Origin of the sequence: Glutamicibacter sp. BW80, assembly GCF_002332385.1 — a bacterium.
Classification (GTDB): domain Bacteria; phylum Actinomycetota; class Actinomycetes; order Actinomycetales; family Micrococcaceae; genus Glutamicibacter.
Window position 1 is genome coordinate 150,179 of sequence record NZ_NRGV01000059.1, and the last position, 26,126, is coordinate 176,304.

Consider the following 26,126-nt stretch of genomic DNA (forward strand, 5'->3'; position numbering starts at 1 on the left):
AACGAACTAAGCGGATGCATAGCTTTAACCATGTGAGGCAGACCACGCCTCGAAACCCGCGAAACACAATTCCCGCGCAGCCTCCAACTCGTGATCGAAAGGCCCCTCATGTCTGCCTCGATAGACCCCAGCAAATCCCCTCCGACGCTTCACCGCACCTTGCGGTGGCAGGATGCATTCGCCTTGGCGATGGCCGTCTCCGGAGGTCTCTTCGTATCCTTCGGTGCAACCATGGCCGCCATCGGTGCGCTGTCGGCCATGTTCATTTGGGCCCTTGCCGCAGGCATCGGCTGGGCGCAGAATCACCTCTTCGCGGAGATGGCATCCATGTTCCCCGACAAGCCCGGAGGGGTCCCGATCTACGCGCATGAGGCTTGGAAAGGACGATTTGCTCCAGCAGGTGCGCTGGCGACTTTCGGATATTGGTTCGGCTGGTCCGCCGTTATTTCAATCGTCAGTCTGACCGCCGGTGCCATCATCCAGGTCCGCTGGTTCCCGGTAGCGACTTGGGTCCTGGACTTGGGAATCCTGCAGGTAGGGCCGGCGCAGTTGATCGGTATTGTGCTAATTCTTGCACTCATGGTGCCGAACCTCTTCGGTGCACAGCCAGCGGCTTGGGTAAACAAAATCTTCGGAGCCTTGCTGCTGATCCCCCTACTTACCTTCGTGGTTGCCCCGCTGGTTAGCGGCCAGTGGGACGTGAGCAACCTGTCTTGGGGTCTAGGACAGGCCGGAGCCGACCACTGGGGAGGCTGGCAAGACGCCGCAGTATGGCTCTACCTCATCGGCTGGACCGCGTACGGCACCGAAATGTGCGCAGCGTTCACGCCCGAATACCGTAGCAAGAAGGACGCCCGCCGCGCGCTCTCCAGCTCCGGGGCCTACACGTTCATGATGTTCGCACTGGTCCCCATTGGCATCGGCGGACTGCTCAGCCAGGCCGACGCCGCAGCAGATCCCGCGGCAGTGTTTGTCAGTGGCTTCGCGGCCGTATTGCCCGCTGGCTTCGCCGGGGATGCGGCGCTGCTTATTACCATTGGAGCGCTGCTCATGGGCGTGAACGCCAGCATGGCGGACGGGTCACGCGCGCTCTTCGGAGCCGCAGTCGATGGGTTGGTCCCCCGCGAGTTCGAGAAGCTCAACCGTCATCAGGTCCCAGCCAGGGCTATCGCTGCCGCCGTGGTCATGAACATCCTGCTGGTCCTCTTCGTCTCCAACCCGATTTCCATCCTCGTGGCGGCAAATATCGGCTACCTCTTAGCCATCCTGCTGGCCGTCTCCGGTTTTCTGCTTCTTCGCTGGGATCGGCCCGACGATCCACGCAGTTTCAAGCTCGGGCGTTGGTCAATTCCACTGGCCATAGTTCTCACCATCTATGGAGCGGCAGTCTTGATCGTCGGGGCCGCTTCGTCCCAGATATCTGGATATGGAGGGCCCTTCGAGTTGACTATCGGCGTCGGCATCCTCCTGCTCTCCCTGGTCCTGTTTGTGATCCGGCGCCGATTCCAGGATCGACTGCCATTGATGCGCGAGCCGCAGGCCCCTTCAGACCTCCACGAAACCCAAGCCTAGAACTCTCTTTATTCACCCCAACAAAGGAAGAACAACCTCATGCCACAGGTATTCCACGCCCATCACACCACCACCGCATTCGAACCGTTCGAACTCGGCACCGTCCAGTGGCTCCGCCGCAATGGCGACAACGGCAATCAGGCGCTCGCCTCCGGCATCTGGAGCATCTCCCCTGAGGAGGCGCCCGTGCCCTTCGACCTGCCCATCGGGGAAGACGAAACCATCTACATCGTCTCCGGGCACATCCGCATCGAGGTCCAGGGCGGAGACATGCTCGAGCTCACCGCCGGATCCATGGCCTCCCTGTCCAAGGGCGCCATGACGCGCTGGACCATCCTCGAACCCACCATCGAATTCTTCGTCTACAGCTAAGGCACTGCCACCATGAAAACCACTGACGTCATCATCGTCGGCGCGGGCTTCGCCGGCCTGACCGCCGCCCGCGAACTGTCCCGCCGCGGATTCAAGACCACCATCCTGGAGGCCCGCGACCGCATCGCCGGGCGCACCCACCTCGAGGAGCATCTGGGCCGGAACCTGGAACTCGGCGGAACGTGGGTGCACTGGACCCAGCCCTACGTCTGGGCCGAAATGGGCCGCTACGGGATCGCCCCGGTCGCCGGCCCCGACTTCACCAAGGCCTATTGGAGCACCGAGGGCCAGCAACATACGGGGCATCCAGACGAGCTGATGGACTTGCTCGACGCCCCCAACCAAGCCCTACTAGCCGATGCTCGCAAGTATTTCCCCTTACCCTGGTCCCCGCTGGCCAACCCCGAGCTCGCCAGCATCGACGGCACCACGCTCTCGGAGGCCATCGACCGCCTGGACCTTCCGGAGAACCAACGCCAGCTGCTGCGCTCCTTCTGGACCTTAAACTTCAACGGCGCCCTAGACCAAGCCGCCTACACGCAGGCACTGCGCTGGTGTGCTGCGGCCAGCGGGTCCTGGCAACTTATGTTCGAAACCTGCGCAACCTTCAAGATCGAGGGAGGAACCCGGCGCCTGGCCGAGGCCATCCTGGCGGACTCTGACGCCGAGTTGCGGCTGAACCAGCCGGTGGCTTCCATCCATCAGGACGAGAACGGAGTCGTCGCCAGCACCATCGACGGACAGCAACTCACCGCCCGCCAACTCATCCTTGCCGTCCCCCTGGGCACCCTGAACGACATCGACATTCATCCTGAACTTTCAGCCATTAAACGCAAAGCCGCAAGCCGCAGCCATGCCGGCCGCGGCGCAAAGCTCTGGATCAAGGTCAAGGGACGGCAGGAACGCTTCGTTGCCATGGGCCCCGAAAACGCCGCCCTGAACTTCGCCCAAGCCGAGTACATCGATGCGGACACCACCACCTTGGTCTGCTTCGGACCCGACGCCGCAGCTGTCAACGTCACCGATACGTCCGCGGCCCAGCGCAGCCTCGATGCTCTCGTCCCCGGATTGGAGGTCTTGGAAGTTGCCGGCCATAACTGGGTCGACGACGAGCATGCACGCTGCACCTGGTCGATGCACTACACGGGATATCTCACCGATTCCCTAGCCGAGCTGCAGCGCTCCGAGGGCCGCATCCGCATCGCAGGCTCGGACCTGGCCAAGGGATGGGGAGGCTTCATCGACGGCGCCATCGAGTCCGGCATTGCGGCAGCCCGCGACGCCGCCCTTGAGCTCACCGATATGCCGCGCGTCAATTCAGCCCTTCCCATCTGATCCGTTGCACTTCGTCTAGGGATTGGCCTCAGGTCGTTGCTACAGATTCAGAGCTATTCATGAGCATCTGCTCGGTTGGATTCTTGGATTGAAAAATGGTTAATTGCTTCTTGTCGATGCAATGGAAACCTAGGTTGGGTAGATAATCTAGGACCGCTAATCGCAGCGATCATGGTCCACAGCGCAAATGCGATTTCCACCAGCAGCAGCGATCCGCCGCTTAGAACCGAATTCAGCAGCACGTCACCAGCCTCCTTCCCAGTCCAATGGACAGGGCGGGGGCTGGTCTCTTCTGGCCCCAAAACGCAAGTCTGCTTGCGCCAAGATAGTGACTGCAGGCAAATCACTTTAACCTGCTTTCAGGCGCTTTCGGTGCTGGGTTCGTAGGCGCAGCTTAACCCTTACCCAGCCTCAAATCAGCACCCATATCTCCGTGGCGATTGTTCCCTGTCCGTCGGTTTCCCGGTCAATAGAATCGGTTACTGGTAAACTCGATAACGATGCCCTTTGGAACAGGGCAGTTTTGCCTCGACATGTGAACGCTTTTTATGCGCGACTGGTCGACTGGTTTAGAGCATTTTTTGTTGATTCGCGTAGCACGCTCGAACCCACAATCGGGATCCGGAGCTGCGCGCGAAACTTGAATAAGGCTTAACAAGCCGGAGAGGTATGTTTGACTCAACGCGTCGCCATCATTGGAGCAGGACCCAGCGGCATCGCCCAGCTGCGGGCATTCGATTCTGCCAAGAAGTCAGGGCGTGAAATCCCCGAGATCATCTGCTTTGAGAAGCAAGATGATTGGGGAGGCCAGTGGAACTACAACTGGCGCACCGGCATCGACAAGCACGGCGAACCTGTACATTCGAGCATGTACCGCAACTTGTGGTCCAACGGCCCCAAGGAAGCCTTGGAATTCGCCGAATATACCTTCGACGAACATTTCGGCCGCCCCATTTCTTCCTACCCACCACGTGCCGTGCTGTGGGATTACATCAATGGCCGCGCAGAGAAGTCTGACGTCAAGAAATACGTCCGCTTTGCGACCGTAGTGCGCTGGGTCGATTACGACGAGAGCACCAAACTATTCACCGTCACCAGCGAAGACCTGAAGACCGGTCTGACGGAAAAGAACGATTTTGATCATGTCATTGTCGGCACCGGTCACTTTAGCTTCCCGAATGTTCCAGATTTCAAGGGAATCGAAGGTTTTCCCGGCGAGCTCATGCACGCCCATGACTTCCGTGGCGCCGAGCGCTTGGCAGGCAAAGACGTTCTGCTGATCGGCGCAAGCTACTCGGCTGAGGACATTGGTGTCCAGTCCTTCAAGATGGGTGCACGCTCGGTGACGTACAGCTACCGCACGGCCCCAATGGGATTCGATTGGCCAGAAGGCATTGAAGAGCTCCCCCTCATTGACCGCTTCGAAGGGTCCACTGCACATTTCAGCAATGGCGTATCCCGCAAATTTGATGCTGTTGTCTTGTGCACCGGGTATCTGCACCATTACCCCTTCTTGCCCTCCGACCTTGCCCTAAGTTCACCGAACAACGTCTACCCGGACACTCTGTACCGTGGTGTGGTTTCCGAGAACAATAGCCAGCTTTACTACCTAGGTGCCCAGGATCAATGGTTCACCTTCAACATGTTCGATGCGCAGGCTTGGTATGTCCGTGATCTGGTTTTGGGAGAAGCCGCGGTCCCTTCAGCGTCCGAACAGCGTGCAAGCATAGATGCGTGGCTGGAGCGATTCAACGCTATTGAGACCGCGGAAGATGAAGTGAAGTTCCAGGCGGACTACATTCGCGATCTCATCGAGCAGACGGACTACCCGATGTTTGATTTGGATGAAGTCACCCGGACTTTCATGGCGTGGAAGATGGATAAGAAGAAAAATATCTTGACCTACCGCGACAAGGTCTACCGTTCAGTCATGACTGGCACCATGGCAGCAGAACACCACTCGCCCTGGCTGAGCGAGCTCGACGATAGCTATCAGCGCTACATGTCATCCCCTCAGGAAGAAAAGCTCGAAGACCTTACGGCAATTGAGAAGGCCAAAGTCCATAAATTCTAGTCAGAATCTGGCTTGATAGTTCAGTTGATAAAGTTCGTATTGCCCTGTGCCGATTTCTTGCCACAGGGCAATACGTTTAAATCCTTCCGTCATTTCATAGCCGCTGCCGATAGGCATCCGGGATGATTGGCTGAACGTTTGAAGGCTCCTATTGCGAAGTTGCGAAAGCTGCATCGAGATTCCGCAATGTTCCTGTGGAATCGGGAGACCGGAGGATTTAGTTTCAGTAATGTCCGGCGAGGCAGTTCCCAACTGAAGTCGGGTGGATAAAACCTCATTTGCACCTTGAGATGTGGAGAGCCTCGTTATTCGACTTAAGGTCCGTTTAAGTACAGTCGGACTGCAATAGACGCGTCGCATGGACGGCAAGCACCTAACTGTTCCACGAATACCTTCGCTCTGGTCTGCCCACTCCCCCGTACCGCAGATTCACCTGAGCCAGGTTCTCTTCGGCCAAATATTCCAGATACCGGCGAGCGCTCACCCGCGAGGTGCCGAGTTTCTCGGCGGTTTCGGTGGCGGAGATGGGATTAGTGGCTTCCTTGACGATGTTTTCCACGAGTGCCAGCGTTTCAGCGCTGCAGCCTTTGGGCAGGGGGCGTCGGTTCTGCCCGCTCAGTCCGAAGAGCCGGTTCACGTCTGCCTGTTCCAGCTCTTGATCTGCCTCTTGCAGCGGCTGGTAAGTTTTCGAATAGTGCTCCAGCCGTTCGCGAAGATCTTCGCGGGAGAACGGCTTCATCAGGTAGTGGACGATTCCGCCCCTCAAAGCACGGCGGACGGTGTCCATTTCTCGGGCCGCGCTAATGACGATGACATCTAAGTCCGGCTGTACCTCGCGTAGCCGTTGGAGCAGGTCGAGCCCGTTCATATCGGGTAAGTGGATATCTAGCAACGCGAGATCCGGCGAAAGCGCGGTTGCGGCTTTGATCGCCTCGTTGGCCGAGTGAGCTACTCCCACAACCGAGAACCCCGGCTCGTTATTGACGAACCCTGAGTGCACCTTGGCGACCATGAAATCATCATCGATCACCAGTACTTTGATCACGAGTTGTTCCCTACTTCCTGAGTGTAGCGGTGAACCGCGCACCGTGGTCGTTAACCGCTTGGACGTCCCCTGCGCGGCGACGGCAGACCAGTCTGGTTAAAGCCAGCCCGAATCCCCTTCCGCCGGAAACGGTCGTGTCTTTGGTGGAGAATCCCTGGGTAAAGATTTCATCGATTGCCGCGTCATCTACCCCCGAACCATTGTCGCCCACCACAACGGTAATTTGCGTATCGCTTTCTGCAATGCGTAGTTCGATGCGTGGTTGGCTCACCGCCGATACCGCGTCTATTGCGTTGTCTACGAGGTTTCCGATAACGGTGGTCAAGTCCCGAGCCAGTTGGTCATCACTGCGGCCCAGGTTGGAATCCTCGGCGACGGTGAGTTGGATTCCGCGTTCGGTCGCGACACTTGCCTTGGCAATGACCAAGGCAGCTATGGTTGGTTCGGTGATTCGCGCTGCGACATCTTCAAAGAGTTTGCTGCGGCTGAAGCTCACTCCATCAATGAATCCTACGACTTCGTCGTACTCTCCTAATTGGATGAGCCCGGAGATGGCGTGGAGCTGATTGGCGAACTCGTGGGTTTGGGCTCGGAGCATGTCCGATGTCGCTTTGCTGTCTCCGAGCTCTTGCTCCAAGAGAGTCAGCTCGGTTCGATCGCGGAAAGTGGTCACCGAGCCGAGGTCCCTGCCGGAAGTCATCACTGGCATGCGGTTGAAGACCAGCACACGTTCGCCGATGAGGAATTGCCGGTCTGCCTGCTGCTGTTGCGTGGTTAGAGCGCGAGTAACCTGCGGTGCCACCTTGAGTTGGTCGAGTGTTTGTCCTACGCAGTTGTTGGGTAGTTGCAACAGCTCTATGGCGATGTCGTTGGCGAGCATGACCCGGTGTTCCGGAGAGACGGAGACGATCCCCTCTTTCACTCCGTGCAGCAAGGCTTCGCGGTGTTCAAAGAGTTCAGAAATTTCTCTTGGCTCCATACCGCGGGTTTGGCGCTTGACGCGTCTGGACAGGAGCACCGAGCCGGTGGCCCCCAAGAGTAGTGAGATGAGGAGGGTGAATAGTGCGCTGGGCGCGATTTCACGAATGACAGCCTGCGTTGAGGGATATTTTTGCCCTGTGCTCACAATGCCCACCATCGACCCATCATCGTCCAAGACCGGCACCTGAGCGATCAGTACGTGCTTCCCTTGGCGCCAGATATCTCCGGTCCAACCTCGTCCTTCGGTGACCTGAGACTCGGGCTGAAGAATTGTGGTGCCTACTTCGTCGGGAAAACTGGACGTGATCGCCTCACCGCTAGGATCCGCAATCGTGACAAATTGCAGGCCCGAGGTACTGCGTACGGCTTCGGCCATGGCTGGCAACGCGGACCCCATTTCCGGTTCGGCCCCCGGGAGGAGGACCCGCAAGAGCGGGTTGGCCGCTAGCGATTCTGCTGCGGAAAGGCTGCGCCGGCCTTCTTCTTTTTCAAAGGTATTCGTTGCCTGGGTAATTGAGACCACCACAAATCCGGTGACCACTACGCCAATGATCAGCAACTGCAATATGAGGTACTGCCCGGCTAGGGACATTCTGTTGGCGAATAGTTCGCTGGGCCAGGCCCTTGTAGTCTTCACTGTTCCTCCTTCCCCATCATCTGCTGCCTTTGCAGTTGCTTCCCGTCCGGCACCGCCCTTGCGGTGCACCTGGCAACTTTACCGAAGTTTGGCATGAGCCAGCTCACAATTTTTAGTTACACAATGAACAGTATTTTCTTTGCGTACGCAAGCGTGACCTACCCCACTCACCTGCTTAGTGTTGAACTATTCGCACCCCAATGAAGACAAAGGCTGAATCCATGAAGAATTTCAAGTCACTCCGCATGCTGACAGCGGTAGCCGCCGCTGCAACGCTCGCACTGACCGCAACAGGTTGCGGCGTCACTAGCTCTGGCAGCGATCCAAGCGCCTCCGGCTCCGCCGCAAGCGGCCCGCTGGAGGGCCTGCGCATTATGGTTCCAAACACTCCTGGAGGCGGTTATGACACCACCGCCCGTGTGGCAGCCAAAGTCATGGATGACGCAGCAATCGCTTCCAACCTCGAAGTCTTCAACCTTGCCGGTGCTGGCGGCACCGTTGGCCTTGCTCGAATCGTCAACGAAAAAGGCAACGGAGACCTAGGGATGCTCATGGGCTTGGGCGTGGTGGGCGCAAGCTACACCAATGAATCTGAAGCCAAGCTGACCGAGACCACCCCGATTGCAAAGCTCATCGAAGAGCCGGGCGCAATCATGGTGTCCAAGGATTCCCCATACAAGACCATTGACGATCTTGTAGCTGCGTGGAAGAAGGATCCAGGGAAACTCTCGGTCGGTGGCGGCTCGTCTCCGGGCGGACCCGACCACCTGCTGCCGATGCAGCTGGCCGAAGCCGTGGGCATTGATCCCAAGGACGTGAACTTCGTTTCCTATGACGGTGGTGGCGATCTGCTGCCGGCCATCCTGGGCAACAAGCTCGACTTTGCAGCTTCCGGTGCAGGCGAATACATGCAGCAGATTGAAGAGGGGTCGGTTCGTGTGCTGGCGACCAGTGGCGAAGAACGCTTGGAAGGCGTTGATTCACCAACCTTGCAGGAATCCGATATTGACTTGGTCTTCTCCAACTGGCGCGGCCTGGTCGCTCCACCGGAGATCTCGGACGAGGACAAGACCAAGTGGACCGAAGCGGTCACCAAGATGCACGAGTCCGATGAATGGCAGGAAGCCCTGGATACCAACGGTTGGACCGACGCGTTCATGACCGGCGACGAGTTCTCGACCTTCCTCAGCGAACAGGACGAGCGCGTAGCCAACGTGCTCAAGACCCTGGGTCTGGCGTGAGCCAAGTAACCACAGCGAAAAAGAAGCGCGTCGAACTCCTGTTCGCCGCGTTTCTTTTTCTGGTGGGAATCATCGTGTTCGTTGATGCGTCGCAGCTGCATGTGACGTACTCCCAGTCCGACGTGGTGGGCCCAAAGGCCCTGCCGTACGGGGTTGCGGGAATCCTGGTACTTTCTTCTATCGCTCTGGCGATCACCGTGCTCCGCGGAAACCTCGCCGAGGGCGAGGAAGGCGAAGACGTTGACCTTAGCCAGCCTTCGGACTGGAAGGTCGTCCTTCCGCTGCTGGCAGTATTTGTGGTCAACATCTTGTTGATCAACACAGCCGGCTGGGTCATCTCGGGAACCATACTGTTCTTCGGAGCAGCCGTTGCCCTAGGAAGCCGCCGCTACTTGCTGACGTTGCTAATCTCAATCGCCATGTCGCTTGGTACCTTTTACGGCTTCTACTTGGGTCTGGGCATCAAGCTGCCGGCCGGAATTCTCTCGGGGGTGCTGTAAGTGGAAACACTGAATCTGCTGATGGAGGGTTTCGCTTCGGCGCTCACTCCCATCAATCTGCTCTTCGCTTTAGTTGGCGTGATCCTAGGTACGGCCGTAGGTGTCCTGCCCGGGATTGGCCCAGCCATGGCCGTAGCGCTGTTGCTGCCGGTCACTTATGGCATGGAAACTTCTAGCTCACTGATCATGTTCGCTGGTATCTACTATGGCGGCATGTACGGCGGCTCGACCACCTCGATTCTGCTCAATACACCGGGCGAGTCCTCCACGGTTATCACGGCTATCGAGGGCCACAAGATGGCCAAGGCCGGGCGTGCTTCCCAGGCGTTGGCTACAGCTGCTATCGGCTCGTTCGTTGCAGGCACCATCGGCACCGCCTTGCTGGTGACCGTGGCACCGTTTGTGGTGAAGTTTGCGGTAAGCCTTGGCGCTCCGAGTTATTTCGCCATCATGGTCCTCGCCCTGGTTACGGTTACCGCGGTTCTCGGTTCCTCAAAGATCCGAGGTTTCGCGGCCCTTGGCCTTGGCCTCGCCATTGGCTTGGTCGGCATGGACCCGGTATCCGGACAGAGCCGTTTGACCTTTGGCTTTGCCCCGTTGATCGATGGCATGGATATCGTAGTGGTTGCTGTGGCGATCTTCGCCATTGGCGAGGCGCTATGGATCGCAGCTCACCTCCGGCGCAATCCTGCACGCACGATACCTGTTGGACGTCCTTGGATGGGCAAGGAAGATTGGAAACGCTCATGGAAGCCATGGCTTCGCGGCACCGCTTTCGGGTTCCCGTTCGGCGCACTGCCCGCAGGAGGCGCCGAAGTGCCCACCTTCCTCTCCTACGTCACGGAAAAGAAGCTTTCAAAGCACCCGGAGGAATTCGGGCACGGTGCAATCGAAGGTGTCGCCGGCCCGGAGGCAGCGAACAACGCTTCGGCCGCTGGCACGCTGACGCCGATGCTCGCCTTGGGCTTGCCCACTAACGCGACCGCAGCCGTCATGCTCGCTTTCCTGACCATGAAGGGTATTCAACCAGGCCCCTTGCTCTTTGAAAATGAGCCGGCCTTGGTTTGGGCGCTGATTGCCAGCCTGTTCATTGGCAATACCCTTTTGCTGTTGCTCAACCTTCCGCTTGCCCCGTTGTGGGCGAAGCTGCTGAAGATCCCGCGTCCGTTCTTATACGCAGGCATTCTGTTTTTCGCCACTTTGGGCGCGTTCTCGGTGAACATGCAAACCGCGGACTTGTGGCTTCTGCTGCTGCTCGGCCTGCTGGGCTTTGCCTTGCGTCGCTTTGGGCTGCCAATCCTCCCGTTAGTCCTCGGCGTGATCATTGGCCCCATGGCCGAAGAGCAACTGCGTAAGTCATTCCAGCTCAGCGCCGGTGAAATCTCCGGGCTTTGGAGTGAGCCGGTAGCGGTGACGATCTACATCATCATTGCCATCTTGCTACTCATCCCAACGGTCCTCAAGATGATTGGCAAGGCACGAGGCGGCGCCTCCGAGCTCACCGCAGGTCTAGCCGCCGGCGGAGCCATCAGCGAAGACGAGTTGGAAAAGACAGAACTTCGTCTGCCAACCGGAGCACGTCATTCGGCCGATGACGAGCAGGACGGAAAGGACAAATCATGACAATTGTTGTGGGCTATCTCCCCTCGCCACAGGGCGAGGCAGCTCTAGATCAGGCAATCATCGAGGCACAACGTGCGCAAGCACGACTTGTAGTGGTCAATTCGTCAAAGGGAGATGCATTAGTAGATGATCGTCTAATCGACGCTAGGGAGTTTCATTTACTGGAAGTGCAGCTCACCTCAGCGGGCCTCGACTTCTGGATCGAACGCTCCACCCAGGGACGTGATGCAGCGGACGAGATTTTGCGAGTTGCACAAGCGCAACGAGCACAGCTCATAGTCATCGGGCTGCGCAAGCGCAGCACAGTGGGCAAGTTTATTATGGGTAGCACCGCGCAACGCATCCTGATGCAGTCCGGGTGCCCGGTCCTCTCGGTAAAGGCTGGCAACGCCTGGTAGAGGATCTAGAACGTTGAAGCCGGGTGCGCAAAGACAATTGTCTTTGCGCACCCGGCTCCGGCTTTTCTGGCTACTCTCTGGACGCCGAACTGGCCCCGTGCGAATAGCAGAGCCGGGCACGTATACTTCCGTGCCCGGCATGGCCTACAAGCAGTTAGGACTTGTATGGATTGGTTGGAGGGGTTGATCCGTCTTCAGGGTCCTGTCGGTTGACCGGACGAGTCGGGTCGGCTTGATTTGCCGGGCGGATGTTAGTAGTCGATGGTCCGGCAGGATTTGGTGGAACTATTCCCGTCGATAGTTCGTTTGGTGGCGTTCCACCGGCCAGGCGCACAAGTTCAGACGTATTTTCAGCGGTACGAATCTGCGCGATCAGCGATTCCAAGCATGCGCGAGCAAACACGAGGTAGATCAAAACGAAGAGCGGGCCGAGAACTAACAGCACCAGGAGGCCAAAGATGGCGTCTTCGTTGAAGGCGGCGATGGTGAACCCGAGGTAGGACACGACCAGCATGATCATGATCAAGATGTATACGATCTTGATAATTGACGGCGTGACAAATTTACGGAACCCGAAATCAAATAATGCTTTCACTGTGCAGCCAACTTTCTTTCATGGACTCAACTGACTTGTAAGAGGCTACCGCAAACCAAAGGGATTGCCCTGACGCATGACAAACTATTTTCTACTGGGTTGGATAAACAGAAAGTCATCGACAATGTTCATCTTGAGTTTCAGCGGCGTCCAATAGTTTCTACTAGACGTGCAGTTTTAGACGAGCTGCTCAAGACGGCGTTTTACGATCCACCATTCAAGTCGATCTGAAGATTAGTCTTGTTGCCTACGCCTCGAGAATGAATCGCGAGATCTGCTGTAGTTTGAGATCGCTTTCTTCGCCTTCTTCACGCCGTGGATACCGGAAATCGATGAGGCAACCAATATTGAACCACGGCTCGACACATGGGATATAGGTGGCTTGCGAAACCGGGCCCTGCGCATCGGGATCGTAGTACCAAAGTTCGCGAGAGTCTCGCTCACGTCCACATAGTTCTTCACCGGCTCACCACCGTAGCCAAACTTGTCGGGTCGATAGCCTCCTGCACGAATTGCCCATTCGGAGAACCCCGAATCAACGTAAACATCCATATTGGCTACCGCACGGAGAGTTTCGATCATGTATTCCGCCATGGCCTGCGGGTCCTGAGCCAATGAACTGCCCAGTTTGGTGGGGATGAGTTTGCCTTTGTACTTTCGAATGAGCTTGAGGCCGGTCACGCAGTCGCGGATTCGAGTCACGGAGTGCATGTTGTTTTCCCGCTTCAACTTGACGCCTTCGAAGTCGACACGGCTAGATCGCAGTGCTTGACCAGCTCGGCGACAATCGCCGGCGGCATCCAGCCCGCCTTGGATAGTGCACCCACTGTGCACTAGGAATAGCTTTGCGTGGCTCGCTGCGCAATACCTGAAATATGCGCTTCCATCGCCGCGTGCACAGCCGAGGAGTCCTTTGTAATGAGAGCTTCGATAATCCGTTCATGCTCTTCGATGGTGTGTTCACCACTCATCGAATTTTGCACAACCAGCCTGAACCTCTGGATATGCCCCTCGATGGCGGAATAGGCCCTGAAAAGGAACTCGTTACCTGCGGCCTCGGCGAGACTTCGGTGGAACTTTTCATCGGCTTTCCAATAGGCACGGTAGTCCGCGAAGGCTTCACCGCCCCGCGCTTCATTCAACTCGCTATTGCAAGCTAGGAGTTCGCTCACCAGCGTCTCGCTTTGGTTCTCGCAGGCGAGCCGTGCCATACCCGGCTCTAGCATTGCACGGGCCGCATTTATTTTTTGTACATCATCGACCGTCGGTTCCGGCGCCACTCGATATCCGCGCAATGCTTCCCGTCGAACCATGCCAGTGGTTTCCAGACGCGCAAGCGCTTCACGTACCGGCGTGGAGGAAACTTGGAATTTTTTGGCCAATCCGTCAATGCTCAGCTGCGAACCGGTGGGCAGTTTATCGTCCAGAAGGAGAACCAAAATCGCGTCAAAGACCTGGTCTGCCAGCATCGGACGCGCGGCGATTAGCGGGGTCGTATCTTCCGACGGCAATGCGTTCATGACGAAATCCTATCCAACGTATGTTTTCTCTTCATCCTTTATTGCCAATTCATCATCGAGACCGCTGAGGATCTGCTATTGCTTCAGAATCGTGCACGATGTACGGTACATGATATCGGGAATCGGGGTGACATGCATCACTAGCGTGTTTCGCAGGTGTTTTTCACGATCCGCTTGGCCCAGTTCCCACCCGTCCATCACTTCACGACAGATAAGGCACGAACATGCGCTCGCAATTCAAGCTCCCTTCATTGGCCCTCACTGGCCTGCTCGCGCTCTCATTGGCAAGCTGTTCAAATCCAGAAGTACCTTCTGGACAGTCAGCCGAATCGCCCGCCGCCAACGAAGCGATCCAAGTCGAGGTAGACCAAGCTGCGCATGATGCACTTCCCGCGAAGTTCAAGGACAGTGGCAAACTCACCGTGACGATGAGCGAGAGTTCACCGCCGTTGCACTTCATCGCGGATGATGGAAGCACGATAGTCGGCGTCGATGCCGACCTGGCGCAATCGCTCGGTGACGCCATGGGAATTGATCTGACCATTGAAAGCGGCACCTTTGATGCAATCATTCCCGGGGTATCTGCCGGAAAATTTGATCTCGTGGTTTCACAAATGTCTCCTTCAGAGGAACGCATGAAGGTGTTGGATTTCGTGGATTATTACCAGTCCGGTAGTGGCATCGGGGTAACTCCAGGAAATCCAAAGAAACTCAATGTTGATGAACTGTGCGGCGTCAAGGTAGGGGTGCTCAAGGGATCCTTCCAAGATCTCAAGCGTGTACCTGAAGCGTCCGCAAAATGCGTCGCGGATTCCCAACCGGCCATCGACGTGATGACCTACCCAGACATGCAGGCACCAATTCTCGCGCTAACTTCCGGACGAATCGATGCCGTCTACGTAGACGGGCCAACACTTGGTTACGCCATCAAACAGGGCGGCGAGGTAGAGCTCCTGGGCGAAAAGAACGTATCACCTGTCAGCATCGCATTTGCCAAGGATGCCGGCCTTGAAGAAGCGGTACAGCTAGGTCTTGAATCGTTGGAGAAAAGCGGTCGATACCAGCAAATCCTGGACGGTTGGGGCGTAGGCAACGGTGCAATAAGTGACTTTGCGTTCAATAAGGCGCAGTAGGTTTTCATGACCAGCGTATCTAAAACTCCCGAGTCCACAGGGCAACCAGTGGATGCTAAACACCACGAGCTGCTGATGACCAGACCGCGCGAAAGCCACAGAATGATGTGGTTAACCGCTGCGGTCGTACTTGGCGCGGTAGCACTCGTGGCCTACTCCCTCATCACTAACCCACGTTATGAGTGGGACGTGGTCTTCAGCTGGTTCCTCTCCGAACGATTGTTTTCGGGTCTAGTCAACACACTGATCCTGACGGTCATCTCCATGGTCGTCGGAATCGTGGCCGGCGTATTGTTGGCACTCGCGCGATTGGCGCCGAATTATGTTGTAGCCTCGGTCGCTGCATTCATGATTTGGTTCTTCCGCGGCGTTCCGGTGTTCGTCCAGCTATTGTTTTGGGGATTCATCGCAGCGATCTATCCCCGGATCGAGATGGGAATTCCCTTCGGCCCCGAGTTCTTCTCAATTGATGCCAACACCTTGATCACGCCTTTCCTCGCGGCAATTCTCGGGCTAGGCCTCAACGAGGGCGCCTACATGTCCGAAATCGTTCGTGCTGGATTGCTCAGTGTGCATAAGGGCCAGACAGAGGCAGCCAAGGCACTAGGCATGAAGCGCGGCCTTATTCTATGGCGTGTTGTATTGCCTCAAGCCATGAAAATCATCATTCCGCCCACGGGAAACCAGACAATCTCCATGCTCAAAACAACCTCTCTGGTCAGCGTTTTAGCTTTCCCCGAACTACTATATTCTGCGCAAATGGTCTACAGCTCGAATTTCAAAACTATCCCGCTGCTCATTGCGGCCAGTCTCTGGTACTTAGCGGTGACCAGCATCCTTAGTCTGGGTCAGTTCTATATTGAGCGGCATTTCAACCGCGGCTCGGGCAATCGGGCACCACAGAAATTATCTGCCCGGTTCAATCCGCTGAAACGATCGCAACCAATAGTCCAGAAAGTTCAGCCATGAATGACGTTATTGCCGAGGCCTATGAAGTCCAGAAACATTTCGGACAGCTAGAGGTCCTCAAGGGGATCAATCTCACCGTGAATCGTGGTGAAGTGACATGCATCCTTGGCCCCTCAGGATCGGGCAAATCGACCTTTTTACGTTGCATCAATCAGCTGGAGACCCTGACTGGAGGATACATCAAAGTTAATGGTCGGCCCATCGGGGTGAAAATCAAGAACGGCAGCTTGCACAAGCAAAACGAAACCGAAATTGCCACGTCACGCGAACACATCGGCATGGTTTTTCAGAGTTTCAATCTCTTCCCGCACATGACCGTTCTCGAAAATATCTGTGAAGCGCCGCTCCGCGTCAGAAAAGAGAGTCGCAAGGCAGTGACTGCCCGGGCCAACGAACTCTTGGCACGAGTCGGCTTGTCAGAAAAAGCCAACGTTTACCCGGTTGCGCTCTCTGGTGGACAACAACAACGTGTTGCAATCGCCCGCGCCCTAGCCATGGAACCCCAACTCATGCTTTTCGACGAACCGACCTCGGCGTTGGACCCTGAGCTCGTTGGCGAAGTCCTTGATGTCATGCGCGACCTCGCCAAAGCCGGCATGACCATGATCGTGGTGACACACGAAATTGGTTTCGCCCGAGAGGTCGGTGACAATCTCGTATTTATGGACGGCGGTTACGTGGTCGAGCAGGGTCACCCTCGCGAAGTTCTCAGCAATCCGCAGCACGAACGCACACAACAGTTTCTCTCAAAAGTCCTCTAGCGCCAGCCCCAAATTGGAGTATTCACACCATGCGTAACAAATGGATCGTCAGCATCGATGACTACCGAAAAGCTTCGCGCTGGCACCTTCCAAAAATGATCACCGACTATTTAGACGGTGGGGCGTTGGATGAGATCACCACTCGCGCCAATCGCGAGAGCCTCGATGCCCTGATGCTCAGGCAACGCTCAATGGTGGACTTGAGCGAATTATCCACCGAAGCAACGGTCCTGGAGCAACCCGTGGACTTTCCGTTGCTGGTGGCCCCCATGGGCATGCTGACCATCTTCCATCCTGGCTCAGACCTGGCGGTAGCCCGTGCCGCGGTCATCGCGGGCTCCATTTTCATTCACAGCGCCTGGGCGGGGTGCGCCCTCGAGGAAGTCGCTCCCATAGCCGGGGACAAGCTCTGGGCCCAGGTCGCTTTCTGGAAGGATCCAGCCGAAACCGAAAACTACATCCAACGAGCGCGGAATGCCGGGGTCAAAACCTTGGTTGTCGCCGGTGACGTCGGATCGTCGAGCAAGCGCGAACGCGATATGCGCCACGGTCTTTCCATGCCGCCTAAACCACCAGTCTTCGACTACTTCACGACCGCAATGCGACCACGATGGATTTACCGGTGGCTGACCGGGCGCAAGATGACCTATGGAAACTACTCCATCGATGGCAAAGCGCTCCGCATGGATCAAATGAATCAGTGGATGGCCAGCAACAAGAATTCGAGTGCTGATTGGGCGGATTTCGCTAAGCTGCGCCAGCAGTGGGACGGGAAGCTGGTGATCAAGGGCATCATGGATGCCGAAGACGCCGCGCGAGCGGTAGCCGAAGGTGCCGATGGCGTCTTCATCTCAAATCATGGAGGTCGACAGTTCGACGCGCAACCAGCCACCATCGACGTTTTGCCTTCGATCGTCGCAGCTGTGGATGGAAAGGCCGAGATCTACCTTGACGGCGGGATACGTCGCGGACATGACATCGTCAAGGCAATCGGGCTGGGTGCCACCGCTGTAATGGCGGGACGCCCATTTGCCTACGCCTTGGCGACCGGTGGTGAGCCAGCGGTGAGCAAGGCCTTCAAGATTCTGCACGACGAGTTCAAAGGCGCCATGGGTTTCGTCGGAAAAACCAGCGTGGAATCAATAGACGAGTCGGTCTTCGCGCTGCGTAGTCGAATCAACGACTACGTTTAGCAAAAGGTCCGGCACGCGAGCGAATACAGGTTCTCAAGACGCGGTTCGTCCCGGTTCCAAGCAATAGGCCTTGGAACCGGGACCGCGGCGAACCTTTTGCATGCTTAGCCAAGAACGGGTTGCCCATCGGGAACGCCCGCATGAGGCTGAATCCGCCACCCAGAACAAGGTTCAGAGTCACTTACCAAACATCTGCAAGGTAGCTATCGCAGCCACTGACTAGGCTGCGCCACATCTCTAGAAACCCGCAGTATGGTTCTGTTAAGCCTTGTCGATTGCTTCCTTCAGCGCAGCAAGAATCAGCGCTACCGAGGTTGGGTTAGCGTTCGGCCCCATCAGACCGATACGCCACACGGTGTTCGCGTACTGTCCGACGCCGCCACCGATTTCAATGTTGAAACGCTCCAGCAGGTAGCCGCGGACCTTGGCCGAGTCCGTCCCTTCTGGAACCTTGACCGTAGTCAATTGCGGAAGTCGGTAGCCTTCGGTTGCAAATAATTCCAAGCCCATGGCCTCGAGACCATCTTGCAACAGCTTGCCAGCTTCCTGATGGCGCGTGGTCACTGCGTCCAGGCCTTCGGCGAGGATCCGGTCGATGCCGGCTTCCAACGAAGTGACCATGGCAACTGGTGCCGTGTGGTGGTAGGTGCGCCCACCGCCGCTTGCGCCGGTGGCATATCCACCGAGCAGACCGAGATCCAGGTACCAGGACTGGGGCTTCTGAACGCGGCGTTCAAACGCGCGGTCAGAGATGGTGAAGGGTGCCAGACCGGGCGCAACACCAATGCATTTCTGGGTTCCAGCGTAGCCGATGTCGATTCCCCACTCGTCTGCCAAGACCGGCATTCCGCCAATGGAAGTCACCGCATCCACAATCAACAAGGCATCACCTTTGATGGCGCCGAGTGCGGCAATATCGGAAACTACTCCGGTGCTCGTCTCAGCATGCACGCCAGCAATTACGGTGGGATTCGGGTGTGCCGCGGCGACTCGCTCGGCGTCGATAGGTGTTCCGTACTCGTGGTCCACACGTACGACTTCGGCGCCCACGCGCGAGGCAACCTCGCACATGCGCTCACCAAACAGCCCGTTGATGGCAATGACTGCCACATCCCCTGGATTGATGGTATTCACGAAAGCGGCTTCCATGCCAGCGGAGCCGGTAGCACTCAGCGGCAAGGTACGAGTGTTCTTGGTCCCCCATAGGGTGCGCAGTCCATCGCCTACACGGTCCATGCGGGCAATGAATGCTGGATCCAGGTGACCGAGCAAGGGAAGCCCCAGCGCGGCGGTTGCTTCTGGATATGGGTTGCAGGGACCTGGGCCGAACAAATGACGTTGCAGAACAGTCGTGCTCATGACTACTCACTTTCATTCAAGGTGGGCGTGCGTTACCTTCACCTTAGAACCAAAAACGCTTGATAGCGAAAACTAAATTTCGTATGTCGGATGTCGAATTGCATTGCGCTATCGACACCGTTGCGCTCGAACCTCAATGACGATACTCGCGCCGACTCCCGCTACCCTGCACGAAACAGCGGAAGGACCACTCTGGGCTGGTCCTTCCTCCGAGTCAACGAGTCTGAATCACCTACGCCTGTACGCGGGCAGCGCCCAGTTGCGCCATAAAATCGGGCAGCTCTCGCACACCTTCCAAGATCGCATCGTGAGGGTGCAGTTCGAGGTCTGCGCGTCCAAGCTTCCCGGTGAGCACTCCCACCGCAATGGCTCCAGCGTTCGTCGCCGCCTGCAGATCGTTGACCGTATCGCCGACAGCAATCACCTTCGCCACGTCTAGTACTCCGGTCTGTTCCATCACCCGGTGGATCATGTACGGCGCAGGACGGCCAGCTGCCACCTCATCGGCGGTGACTACGGCATCAAGCAACCCGCCCTCTCCAACTCGCCAGCCCAGGCCGTTGAGCAAATCGGTGGCCACATCTCTTGAGAATCCCGTCGTCAAAGCGATTTTCACGCCTTGTTTCGCCAAAATCTCGAAAGCCTCTACTACACCAGGAAGGGCGACCGGAGGGTTCTGAGCATAGTAGGAAAACAGTAATTCGCGGAAGCGATTAAAAGTTTCCGCTACTAATTGTTCTTCCGCTTTTCCACCACCCAAACGGATGAGCGCGGTAATGGCTTCACGCTTCTCCGCCCCCATCCAGGTCTGCAGGTTTTCAGGCGATACGTCCACTCCGGTTTCGCGCACTGCATTCTCCAGCGCCCTGTATACATCCGCATGTTCATCGATGGTTGTTCCTGCCATGTCGCAGGCGATCAGTTCGATCATGTTCTTACTCCAAGGTGTTGTTAGGTAACTGAGCTCGGGACGCGAGTTAGTGCGGCACGATGCTCGCTGGTATTTTCGATGCTGAAGTTTGCAAGCTGCGGTAGGTACCTGTCATCGGAATATTCAAGTATTTCTCCCGCACGCGACGAGGTGATCCGTCGTTCGCGCAGTAGCGGTGTGCCCACTTGAACACCTAGAAGTTCGGCATCCGTCTCATCCGCGGCGACTGCGTCAATTGTGTGCCGTCCGCGCGAGAGATCGACTCCCTGCTCACGCAAGTACCCAAAAATGGATCCTGAGTCGCTGTCAAAATCGAACAATAGTCGCCCGGCTTCCAGCGCAAAATTGGAGCGTTCAACCATTGCCGGAGTTTCGTCCAGCAGTCGCAGTCGCAGCACTTGAATCACTTTCTCGTCCGCCCTGAGTCCCATCTGCTCTGCCACGATCGAGTCGGCAACGCGTCGGGCGAGTTCCACCGTGCGCTGTCCCGGAGAGCGTCCAATCGATTGAGCCCATTCGGTAAAGGACATGAAAGTGCTGAAGGACTGGGACGGCACGGTGTGCGCCACCGTAGGCGGCTTCCCTTGCCCACCGGCAATGAGTCCCTCGGAGCGCAGGGTGGCGAGGGCATGGCGAACGGTACCTCGTGAAGCCTCGACTAAGGCACACAGTTCAGATTCACTTGGAAGCTTGTCTCCTTCTCGCCATTGTCCTGACGCAATACGCTGCCTCAGGTCGGCGGCTAATTGCTGATGCTTTGGATAGTTCTTGTTCGGGCTCACAACTTGATCATACAAGTGCGACTACTGAAAATTCGCGGTTTTCATGGACATCGAAACGAATCCTAGGTAAACGGATGGCCCGCAAGTTGAACACTAATCAAACTTGTATAGACAAGTGCTGTTTTAGCTTGAATAGGCTCTCCGAAGAAGTGCATGATCAATTTTGTGATCAACGAAAACACCTTCCACAACGAAACTCCCAACGCCATGCATGCCGATGTAGTGGTCATTGGCGCCGGGATCGTAGGCTTGGCCCACGCCGCCCGCTCGGTCGATGCCGGGCTCTCTGTCCTCGTCATCGATCGTGACCACCAAGCAGTCGGCGCGTCCGTCCGCAATTTCGGCCACTGCTGCATTACTGCCCAAAGCGGTGAACTTTACGAGCTAGCTCAAGCCGGACGGCCCTTGTGGTTGGACTACGCAGATCGCGCAGGTTTCTGGGCCGCCGAGTCCGGAGCACTCGTGGTGGCTACCACCCCGACCGAGCTTCAGATCCTGCGCGAGCTGTCAGATCGGCGTGCCCCTGGTCAGATCACTTTGCTCACGGCTTCCCAAGTCGCTCACGAACTGGGGCGTTCCGAAACCCAGGGGCTCCTCGGTGGTGCCATGTTGCGTGATGACCTTCGTGTGGATCCCCGAACCACAGTTGCGAAATTGGCAGGGTGGATCGATTCGCTGCCACAGGCTTCGGTACGTTGGAACACTTCGGCGCTCGGCTTCGGCATCGGAGAGCAGCGCCGCGCTCGAGTCGAGACCAGCCGGGGGCCTATCGAAGCGGATCAGATATTTGTTTGTGTGGGCCACGACGTTGATTATTTGTTCCCCGCTCTGGCCGAAGAACACCGTATCAAGCGCTGCGCACTGCAGATGGCAAGTTCCGAAAGCCCTGCAGATCTCAAACTAGAACCAGCGGTGCTCACCGCAACGTCAATGCTGCGCTATGAAGCGTTCACCGAGGTCCCCTCGGCTCAGAAATTACGCGCCGAGGTGCGCTCCAAGCATCAAAACCTATTGGATATTCAAGCAAATGTGATGTTTACCCAGCGGCCGGATGGAACGCTGCTCTTAGGCGACTCTCACGACTACGAATTGACCCATCCGCCTTTTATCCAGGAAGACATTTCAAACACCCTGCTGAGCTCCATCGAATCCGTTCTTCACCGCGAACCGCTGAGCATTCTCGAACGCTGGCAGGGAGTCTATGCCTCCAGCGACGTTGGACCGCTCTTGATTCACAACGTCGCCGAGGCCATCACCGTAGTGTCCGTCACCGCCGGTGTCGGTATGACGCTGTCCTTCGGCTTGGCCGACCGCAACGTTCGCTCGCTCATTCAGGAGCCCTCGCTGAGCGCCCCATCGAAGTGACACAAAGTTACCCATTTCTTTCTTCAGGAGTAATCATGTAACTTTCACGCACCGTCGCAGTGGCGGCATCTGCCCTAGGGCTCGTAGCGTTGTCGGCCTGCGGTAGCCCGCAGACCCAATCGGAGGCGGTAACTGACGTCCCGGCATTTTGCGCCGATGGTCCGCTGATGTTTGGCATAGAACCGTTCGAAGCCCCAGCGAAACTCGAGCCCGCTTATGGGGTCCTGGCAAATGCACTTGAACGTGAGTTGGGTTGCAAAGTTGAGATGCAGGTAGTCGAAGATTATTCGGCCGAAGTGCTCGCCATGCGCAATGGCAAGCTGGATCTAGGTCAGTTCGGTCCCGTGGGCTATGTCTTCGCAAGCGAGCAGGCAGGTGCCGAGCCACTGGTATCCTTCGGCACCGCTGAGGGCGAGTTGAGTACCTACACGGCCGGCATCTGGGTTCCCAAGGACTCGGATATTACCTCCATCGAGCAGCTTCGCGATGCTGATCTGGCCTTGGGCGGTGTGGGTTCCACCTCCGGGGATGTGCTACCCCGCTATGCGCTCAAGACCGCGGGCGTTGCCGAATCCGAGCTGAATCTGAACTATGCCGGAGGCCACCCCGAGTCATTGCTCGCGCTGACCAACGGCACTGTTGACGCCGCCCAGATTAACTCGCAGACCCTGGCCGTGGCAAAGGCTGAGGGAACCTTCGACCCTGCGGACTACCGCGAGATCTGGACCTCTGAACCAATCCCCAATGACCCCATCACCATTCGTGCCGATGCCGATCCGGCGCTGAAGGAAGCAGTCAAGACCGCATTGCTTGAATTGCCCGAGGCGGACATCGCCCAGGTAGGTGCATTCCTTGATGTCACTCCTCCAGGTCCGCTGCTCGAAGTCACCAAGGATACCTATCAGCCATTATTTGATCTTGCCGCCGAAATGGGCCTAACCGAGAAGGACCTCTAAGTGCGCGATTCAGTTCCTGCCCCACCCTCAACTCCCGCTCGAGCGCTAACAGTTACCGGTCTGGCAAAGTCATTCAATGACCGCAAAGTGCTAGACCAAGTGAACTTCCATGTGAACCGCGGAGAGCTGGTTGCCTTCCTCGGGGCCAACGGATCTGGTAAGTCGACCACGCTTAAATGTGTTGCCGGATTATCCGCACCGGATTCCGGAATCGTTGAGCTTGAGGGAACCGATCTGGCAACGCTCCATGGCCGGGCCCTGATCGAGTCGCGCAGTAGGGCCGCCATGGTTTTCCAGAAAATTCATCTGGTGCCACGCCGCACGGCGCTGGAAAATGTTTGCGCTGGAGGTTTGGCACGCGTCTCCGGATTAGCTTCGATCACTCCGGTTTTCTTCTCTCGTCAATTACGTGAAGAAGCCATGGCTTGTCTTGATCGGGTGGGGATGGCAGACCGTGCCTTGGATAAAGTCGGACGCCTTTCGGGAGGGCAGCAGCAACGTGTAGCCGTGGCCCGAGCACTCTGCCAGCGGGCCTCAGTGTTGTTAGCCGATGAACCGGTATCCGCCCTAGACCCACATGCTGCGGAGAACATCATGGAGCTGCTGTCCGAACTCGCCCATCAGGAGAACCTAGCTGTCGCAGCGGTATTGCATCAACCAGATTTGGCACTGCGCCACGCGGATCGCGCTATTGGCCTGATGCACGGTCGCATTATTTTTGACGGTCCGGCTAGCTCGTTGAACGAACCGGTCCTGGATACGCTCTACTCCCCTGAACGGAGCGCAGCATGAGCCTGCAGATTGAACCTCGAATCGAAAGTCACCCCATGGACGAGTCCAGCTCAGTCATAGCTTCCCGGCCGGCAACGCTCAGCGTGCCACACGACCGGAACCGAGTACGCAGACGCCTGCTCTGGGGCGCGGCCACTGTCCTCATCGTGATACTGCATCTCTTGGCTATACGTGGCACGGATTTTGACCCGGCAGTACTCGTTGAGGGTTGGCGGGGCATGGCACGTTTTCTCGGTGATGCCTTCCCGCCGGATCTGAACTGGGAAACCGTCGTGAAGCCAGGGTTGGAGGCCACCCTCGTCACGCTATGGATTGGCCTGTTGGGTACCACGTTATCCATTCCTACTGCATTGCTCTTGGCAGTTTTGGCGGCGCGTAGCACTTCCCCACATCCGCTGGCCTACCAAATTTCCCGTGCGATTTTGTCGTTCTTCCGGGCGGTACCAGATATCGTCTTTGCGCTGATCTTCGTCACCGCGGTTGGGCTTGGCCCATTTGCCGGGGTGCTGGCACTGATCTGCCACAATACTGGCGTGATGGGAAAGTTGTGGGCGGAGTCAATGGAAGAAACTGACCATGGTCCGCAAGAGGCCCTCTCCACGACCGGTGCATCAAGGTTGCAACAGATAGCGCATGGTTCCCTGCCTCTGGTTGTCCCTCAGTTTATTGGCTTGTTGCTGTACCGCTTCGACGTGAACGTTCGCTCGTCACTCGTGTTGGGGTTGGTGGGTGCCGGAGGTATTGGCTTGCTCATCAATCAGGCGATCAAGTCTTTCCAGTTCGACACCATGCTCACCCACATCATCATCGTTCTGTTGCTTATTATCGTGGTGGACCAGGCCTCAGGGTTTATCCGCCGCAGGCTGGCAGTCTAGGACGCCTCGCGGGTTTTCCGCTCGGAGGATCCAACCAACTGTTCGCTAAGATTGTCCGGCTCCCGCAGGAGCTGGGCGATCTTTTGCTTTCAATGATCTACTCGCGCCACCAATTCTCAGCCGATTCCTCAGTGCTCGGCGACAGCAATGAGCAGAACTGCTAGAACCTAAATGGAGCATTGCTTCTTGAAAAGGTTGTCGGCATAACCGCCACATATTTTCCGTACCGGTCGGTAATTTCTTGTGCCAGTAGCAACGGTTCGGTTAATACCAAAGGCAAGGCAGCGGCAGGAACCTGCAAGAGGTGTGTGCCGCCGCTAAGCCCTCTGCACAATACGAGTTTATTGAGCTTTCGCAGCTCAGTGCTGCATGACGTTTAATGAGAACTCGATGAATCCGTCATCTTCTACTGCAACGAATCCCAAGTCCGGGGCTTCAACACCGAAGTCGGCCCAGTTCACAGGTATCTGGCCGACCAGCTGGGCCTGTCCGTCATTAAAGACGGCCTCCACGTCAGTGGTCACCGCAACGGTCTGTCCATTGAGAGTCAGTTCACCAGTCATGTTGAAAGATTGAGCGCCGCCGACATGTGACGCAGACACGTCAACTGGTTCGACAAGGCTGAAGGTTGCTTCAGGGAACTGCTCGGTATCGATGGCAGTAGTCCGGAAGTACTGGTCGCGTCGGTCGGAGTCAGTTGAGATGGTATCCACTTGCAGGGTGAGATCCGCTGCGATGAGCTGATCTTCTTGAACTGTGAGAGACCCGGTAATGTCTTCGGTACGCCCAGTGACTGTCACGTCGGCACCGTTGAGAACTTCATCGAGACGGTATCCGGCGAAGGAACCCGAACCGACGGACCAAGTTCCAGAGGTGTCCCCGGCACTCGAATCACTGCCAGTTTCCGGCGCACCGTTGGACTGTTCAGCCGCAGGGGTCTGGGAAAGTGTTGGCACGTCTTCGGCCTGAGCCGAGACGGTGGAGGCATAGATACGACTGCCAATAAAGACGCCCGCAATAATGGCTACTGCTGCCAAAGCAATAATCCATACTCGCCGTATCTTTTTGGATTTCTTCTCGACGGACTGGACTGAATCTGTCTGCTCTGTCATTGCAA

26 protein-coding genes are annotated in these 26,126 nt (G+C 57.0%); 16 read left to right on the forward strand and 10 right to left on the reverse strand.

The window, feature by feature from the left end; genetic code table 11:
• The first annotated feature begins 108 nt into the window (after positions 1 to 108).
• From CIK76_RS16040 to CIK76_RS16050, 3 genes are read left to right on the forward strand one after another with little or no spacing between them, the layout of a single operon-like run.
• Entirely contained in the window at positions 109 to 1,572 is a 1,464-nt protein-coding gene (locus tag CIK76_RS16040) for an APC family permease (RefSeq protein ID WP_096288239.1), read from the forward strand.
• A gap of 39 nt (positions 1,573 to 1,611) precedes the next feature.
• Positions 1,612 to 1,944: a cupin domain-containing protein gene (locus CIK76_RS16045; RefSeq protein ID WP_096288241.1), complete on the forward strand. Its 333-nt coding sequence runs from the start codon at positions 1,612 to 1,614 to the stop codon at positions 1,942 to 1,944.
• 12 nt (positions 1,945 to 1,956) lie between these two features.
• The gene (locus CIK76_RS16050) at positions 1,957 to 3,279 is read left to right on the forward strand and encodes an NAD(P)/FAD-dependent oxidoreductase (RefSeq protein ID WP_096288243.1); all 1,323 of its coding nucleotides are present in this window, start codon (positions 1,957 to 1,959) and stop codon (positions 3,277 to 3,279) included.
• 53 nt (positions 3,280 to 3,332) lie between these two features.
• Here CIK76_RS16050 and CIK76_RS19155 read toward each other — a convergent pair whose 3' ends face one another.
• The gene (locus CIK76_RS19155; RefSeq protein WP_141393591.1) at positions 3,333 to 3,521 is read right to left on the reverse strand and encodes a hypothetical protein; all 189 of its coding nucleotides are present in this window, start codon (positions 3,519 to 3,521) and stop codon (positions 3,333 to 3,335) included.
• 431 nt (positions 3,522 to 3,952) lie between these two features.
• Between CIK76_RS19155 and CIK76_RS16055 the strand changes: the two genes are divergently transcribed.
• Positions 3,953 to 5,353, forward strand: a complete 1,401-nt coding sequence (locus tag CIK76_RS16055) for an NAD(P)/FAD-dependent oxidoreductase (RefSeq protein WP_096288245.1) — start codon at positions 3,953 to 3,955, stop codon at positions 5,351 to 5,353.
• Positions 5,354 to 5,726: 373 nt separating this feature from the next.
• On the opposite strand, the gene CIK76_RS16060 is transcribed toward CIK76_RS16055, so the two are convergent.
• Together CIK76_RS16060 and CIK76_RS16065 are read right to left on the reverse strand one after the other, a co-directional pair.
• Positions 5,727 to 6,398 (reverse strand): response regulator, encoded by a 672-nt coding sequence (locus CIK76_RS16060; protein ID WP_096288247.1) that lies wholly within the window; start codon positions 6,396 to 6,398, stop codon positions 5,727 to 5,729.
• 10 nt (positions 6,399 to 6,408) lie between these two features.
• The gene (locus CIK76_RS16065; RefSeq protein ID WP_308727263.1) at positions 6,409 to 8,016 is read right to left on the reverse strand and encodes an ATP-binding protein; all 1,608 of its coding nucleotides are present in this window, start codon (positions 8,014 to 8,016) and stop codon (positions 6,409 to 6,411) included.
• Positions 8,017 to 8,237: 221 nt separating this feature from the next.
• Here CIK76_RS16065 and CIK76_RS16070 point away from each other — a divergent pair, with 221 nt between their 5' ends.
• Genes CIK76_RS16070 through CIK76_RS16085 form a run of 4 tightly spaced genes read left to right on the forward strand, consistent with a single transcriptional unit; the run spans position 8,238 to position 11,778 of the window.
• Complete coding sequence (locus CIK76_RS16070) at positions 8,238 to 9,257, forward strand: tripartite tricarboxylate transporter substrate-binding protein (RefSeq protein WP_176484262.1); 1,020 nt, start codon at positions 8,238 to 8,240, stop codon at positions 9,255 to 9,257.
• Positions 9,254 to 9,757 (forward strand): tripartite tricarboxylate transporter TctB family protein, encoded by a 504-nt coding sequence (locus CIK76_RS16075; RefSeq protein ID WP_096288249.1) that lies wholly within the window; start codon positions 9,254 to 9,256, stop codon positions 9,755 to 9,757. Before CIK76_RS16070 ends, CIK76_RS16075 begins: the two co-directional genes overlap by 4 nt.
• Positions 9,758 to 11,380, forward strand: a complete 1,623-nt coding sequence (locus tag CIK76_RS16080) for a tripartite tricarboxylate transporter permease (RefSeq protein ID WP_255248511.1) — start codon at positions 9,758 to 9,760, stop codon at positions 11,378 to 11,380.
• Positions 11,377 to 11,778, forward strand: a complete 402-nt coding sequence (locus CIK76_RS16085; protein WP_096288251.1) for a universal stress protein — start codon at positions 11,377 to 11,379, stop codon at positions 11,776 to 11,778. The genes CIK76_RS16080 and CIK76_RS16085 overlap by 4 nt, the downstream gene beginning before the upstream one ends.
• 154 nt (positions 11,779 to 11,932) lie before the next feature.
• On the opposite strand, the gene CIK76_RS16090 is transcribed toward CIK76_RS16085, so the two are convergent.
• The 3 genes from CIK76_RS16090 to CIK76_RS16100 all read right to left on the reverse strand — a co-directional run bounded on the left by CIK76_RS16090 (position 11,933) and on the right by CIK76_RS16100 (position 13,893).
• Complete coding sequence (locus CIK76_RS16090; RefSeq protein ID WP_096288253.1) at positions 11,933 to 12,373, reverse strand: DUF4282 domain-containing protein; 441 nt, start codon at positions 12,371 to 12,373, stop codon at positions 11,933 to 11,935.
• 234 nt (positions 12,374 to 12,607) lie between these two features.
• On the reverse strand, positions 12,608 to 13,084 hold the full coding sequence (locus CIK76_RS16095) for a hypothetical protein (RefSeq protein ID WP_105554759.1): 477 nt from the start codon (positions 13,082 to 13,084) through the stop codon (positions 12,608 to 12,610).
• Between the two features lie 122 nt (positions 13,085 to 13,206).
• A complete protein-coding gene (locus CIK76_RS16100) occupies positions 13,207 to 13,893 on the reverse strand; it encodes a GntR family transcriptional regulator (protein ID WP_096288257.1) in 687 nt (228 codons plus the stop codon).
• Positions 13,894 to 14,117: 224 nt separating this feature from the next.
• On the opposite strand from CIK76_RS16100, the gene CIK76_RS16105 reads away from it, so the two are divergent.
• From CIK76_RS16105 to CIK76_RS16120, 4 genes are read left to right on the forward strand one after another with little or no spacing between them, the layout of a single operon-like run.
• A complete protein-coding gene (locus tag CIK76_RS16105) occupies positions 14,118 to 15,026 on the forward strand; it encodes an ABC transporter substrate-binding protein (RefSeq protein WP_096288259.1) in 909 nt (302 codons plus the stop codon).
• 6 nt (positions 15,027 to 15,032) lie between these two features.
• Positions 15,033 to 15,995, forward strand: coding sequence for an amino acid ABC transporter permease (locus CIK76_RS16110; RefSeq protein ID WP_217990417.1), 963 nt, complete (start codon positions 15,033 to 15,035; stop codon positions 15,993 to 15,995).
• A complete protein-coding gene (locus CIK76_RS16115) occupies positions 15,992 to 16,756 on the forward strand; it encodes an amino acid ABC transporter ATP-binding protein (RefSeq protein WP_096288261.1) in 765 nt (254 codons plus the stop codon). The genes CIK76_RS16110 and CIK76_RS16115 overlap by 4 nt, the downstream gene beginning before the upstream one ends.
• A gap of 29 nt (positions 16,757 to 16,785) precedes the next feature.
• Positions 16,786 to 17,949 (forward strand): alpha-hydroxy acid oxidase, encoded by a 1,164-nt coding sequence (locus tag CIK76_RS16120; protein WP_096288263.1) that lies wholly within the window; start codon positions 16,786 to 16,788, stop codon positions 17,947 to 17,949.
• A 261-nt stretch (positions 17,950 to 18,210) separates the two neighbouring features.
• Here CIK76_RS16120 and CIK76_RS16125 read toward each other — a convergent pair whose 3' ends face one another.
• From CIK76_RS16125 to CIK76_RS16135, 3 genes are all read right to left on the reverse strand, one after another.
• Complete coding sequence (locus CIK76_RS16125; RefSeq protein ID WP_096288265.1) at positions 18,211 to 19,308, reverse strand: alanine--glyoxylate aminotransferase family protein; 1,098 nt, start codon at positions 19,306 to 19,308, stop codon at positions 18,211 to 18,213.
• Positions 19,309 to 19,540: 232 nt separating this feature from the next.
• Complete coding sequence (locus CIK76_RS16130; protein WP_096288267.1) at positions 19,541 to 20,239, reverse strand: phosphonatase-like hydrolase; 699 nt, start codon at positions 20,237 to 20,239, stop codon at positions 19,541 to 19,543.
• A gap of 20 nt (positions 20,240 to 20,259) precedes the next feature.
• Complete coding sequence (locus CIK76_RS16135; RefSeq protein ID WP_096288326.1) at positions 20,260 to 21,021, reverse strand: GntR family transcriptional regulator; 762 nt, start codon at positions 21,019 to 21,021, stop codon at positions 20,260 to 20,262.
• Positions 21,022 to 21,174: 153 nt separating this feature from the next.
• Between CIK76_RS16135 and CIK76_RS16140 the strand changes: the two genes are divergently transcribed.
• The 4 genes from CIK76_RS16140 (at position 21,175) to phnE (ending at position 25,009) form a co-directional block, all read left to right on the forward strand.
• The gene (locus tag CIK76_RS16140) at positions 21,175 to 22,386 is read left to right on the forward strand and encodes a TIGR03364 family FAD-dependent oxidoreductase (protein WP_096288269.1); all 1,212 of its coding nucleotides are present in this window, start codon (positions 21,175 to 21,177) and stop codon (positions 22,384 to 22,386) included.
• Positions 22,387 to 22,445: 59 nt separating this feature from the next.
• Positions 22,446 to 23,342 carry a phosphate/phosphite/phosphonate ABC transporter substrate-binding protein gene (locus CIK76_RS16145; protein ID WP_096288271.1) on the forward strand — a complete coding sequence of 299 codons (897 nt, stop codon included), beginning with the start codon at positions 22,446 to 22,448 and terminating at the stop codon, positions 23,340 to 23,342.
• Between the two features lie 87 nt (positions 23,343 to 23,429).
• Positions 23,430 to 24,134, forward strand: a complete 705-nt coding sequence (locus CIK76_RS16150) for an ATP-binding cassette domain-containing protein (protein ID WP_255248512.1) — start codon at positions 23,430 to 23,432, stop codon at positions 24,132 to 24,134.
• On the forward strand, positions 24,131 to 25,009 hold the full coding sequence (gene phnE / locus CIK76_RS16155; RefSeq protein ID WP_255248513.1) for a phosphonate ABC transporter, permease protein PhnE: 879 nt from the start codon (positions 24,131 to 24,133) through the stop codon (positions 25,007 to 25,009). The genes CIK76_RS16150 and phnE overlap by 4 nt, the downstream gene beginning before the upstream one ends.
• Before the next feature lie 359 nt (positions 25,010 to 25,368).
• On the opposite strand, the gene CIK76_RS16160 is transcribed toward phnE, so the two are convergent.
• On the reverse strand, positions 25,369 to 26,121 hold the full coding sequence (locus CIK76_RS16160; RefSeq protein WP_096288275.1) for a YceI family protein: 753 nt from the start codon (positions 26,119 to 26,121) through the stop codon (positions 25,369 to 25,371).
• Between the last annotated feature and the right edge of the window lie 5 nt (positions 26,122 to 26,126).

Bases quoted from the DNA above. Each gene is read 5' to 3' on its own strand.
- phnE (WP_255248513.1), top strand. From the start codon at position 24,131: ATGAGCCTGCAGATTGAACCTCGAATCGAAAGTCACCCCATGGACGAG.
- CIK76_RS16040 (WP_096288239.1), top strand. From the start codon at position 109: ATGTCTGCCTCGATAGACCCCAGCAAATCCCCTCCGACGCTTCACCGC.
- CIK76_RS16110 (WP_217990417.1), top strand. From the start codon at position 15,033: ATGACCAGCGTATCTAAAACTCCCGAGTCCACAGGGCAACCAGTGGAT.
- CIK76_RS16125 (WP_096288265.1), bottom strand. From the start codon at position 19,308: ATGAGCACGACTGTTCTGCAACGTCATTTGTTCGGCCCAGGTCCCTGC.
- CIK76_RS16100 (WP_096288257.1), bottom strand. From the start codon at position 13,893: ATGAACGCATTGCCGTCGGAAGATACGACCCCGCTAATCGCCGCGCGT.
- CIK76_RS16085 (WP_096288251.1), top strand. From the start codon at position 11,377: ATGACAATTGTTGTGGGCTATCTCCCCTCGCCACAGGGCGAGGCAGCT.
- CIK76_RS16160 (WP_096288275.1), bottom strand. From the start codon at position 26,121: ATGACAGAGCAGACAGATTCAGTCCAGTCCGTCGAGAAGAAATCCAAA.
- CIK76_RS16070 (WP_176484262.1), top strand. From the start codon at position 8,238: ATGAAGAATTTCAAGTCACTCCGCATGCTGACAGCGGTAGCCGCCGCT.
- CIK76_RS16115 (WP_096288261.1), top strand. From the start codon at position 15,992: ATGAATGACGTTATTGCCGAGGCCTATGAAGTCCAGAAACATTTCGGA.
- CIK76_RS16045 (WP_096288241.1), top strand. From the start codon at position 1,612: ATGCCACAGGTATTCCACGCCCATCACACCACCACCGCATTCGAACCG.
- CIK76_RS16095 (WP_105554759.1), bottom strand. From the start codon at position 13,084: ATGCACTCCGTGACTCGAATCCGCGACTGCGTGACCGGCCTCAAGCTC.
- CIK76_RS16140 (WP_096288269.1), top strand. From the start codon at position 21,175: ATGATCAATTTTGTGATCAACGAAAACACCTTCCACAACGAAACTCCC.
- CIK76_RS16120 (WP_096288263.1), top strand. From the start codon at position 16,786: ATGCGTAACAAATGGATCGTCAGCATCGATGACTACCGAAAAGCTTCG.
- CIK76_RS16105 (WP_096288259.1), top strand. From the start codon at position 14,118: ATGCGCTCGCAATTCAAGCTCCCTTCATTGGCCCTCACTGGCCTGCTC.
- CIK76_RS16130 (WP_096288267.1), bottom strand. From the start codon at position 20,239: ATGATCGAACTGATCGCCTGCGACATGGCAGGAACAACCATCGATGAA.
- CIK76_RS16050 (WP_096288243.1), top strand. From the start codon at position 1,957: ATGAAAACCACTGACGTCATCATCGTCGGCGCGGGCTTCGCCGGCCTG.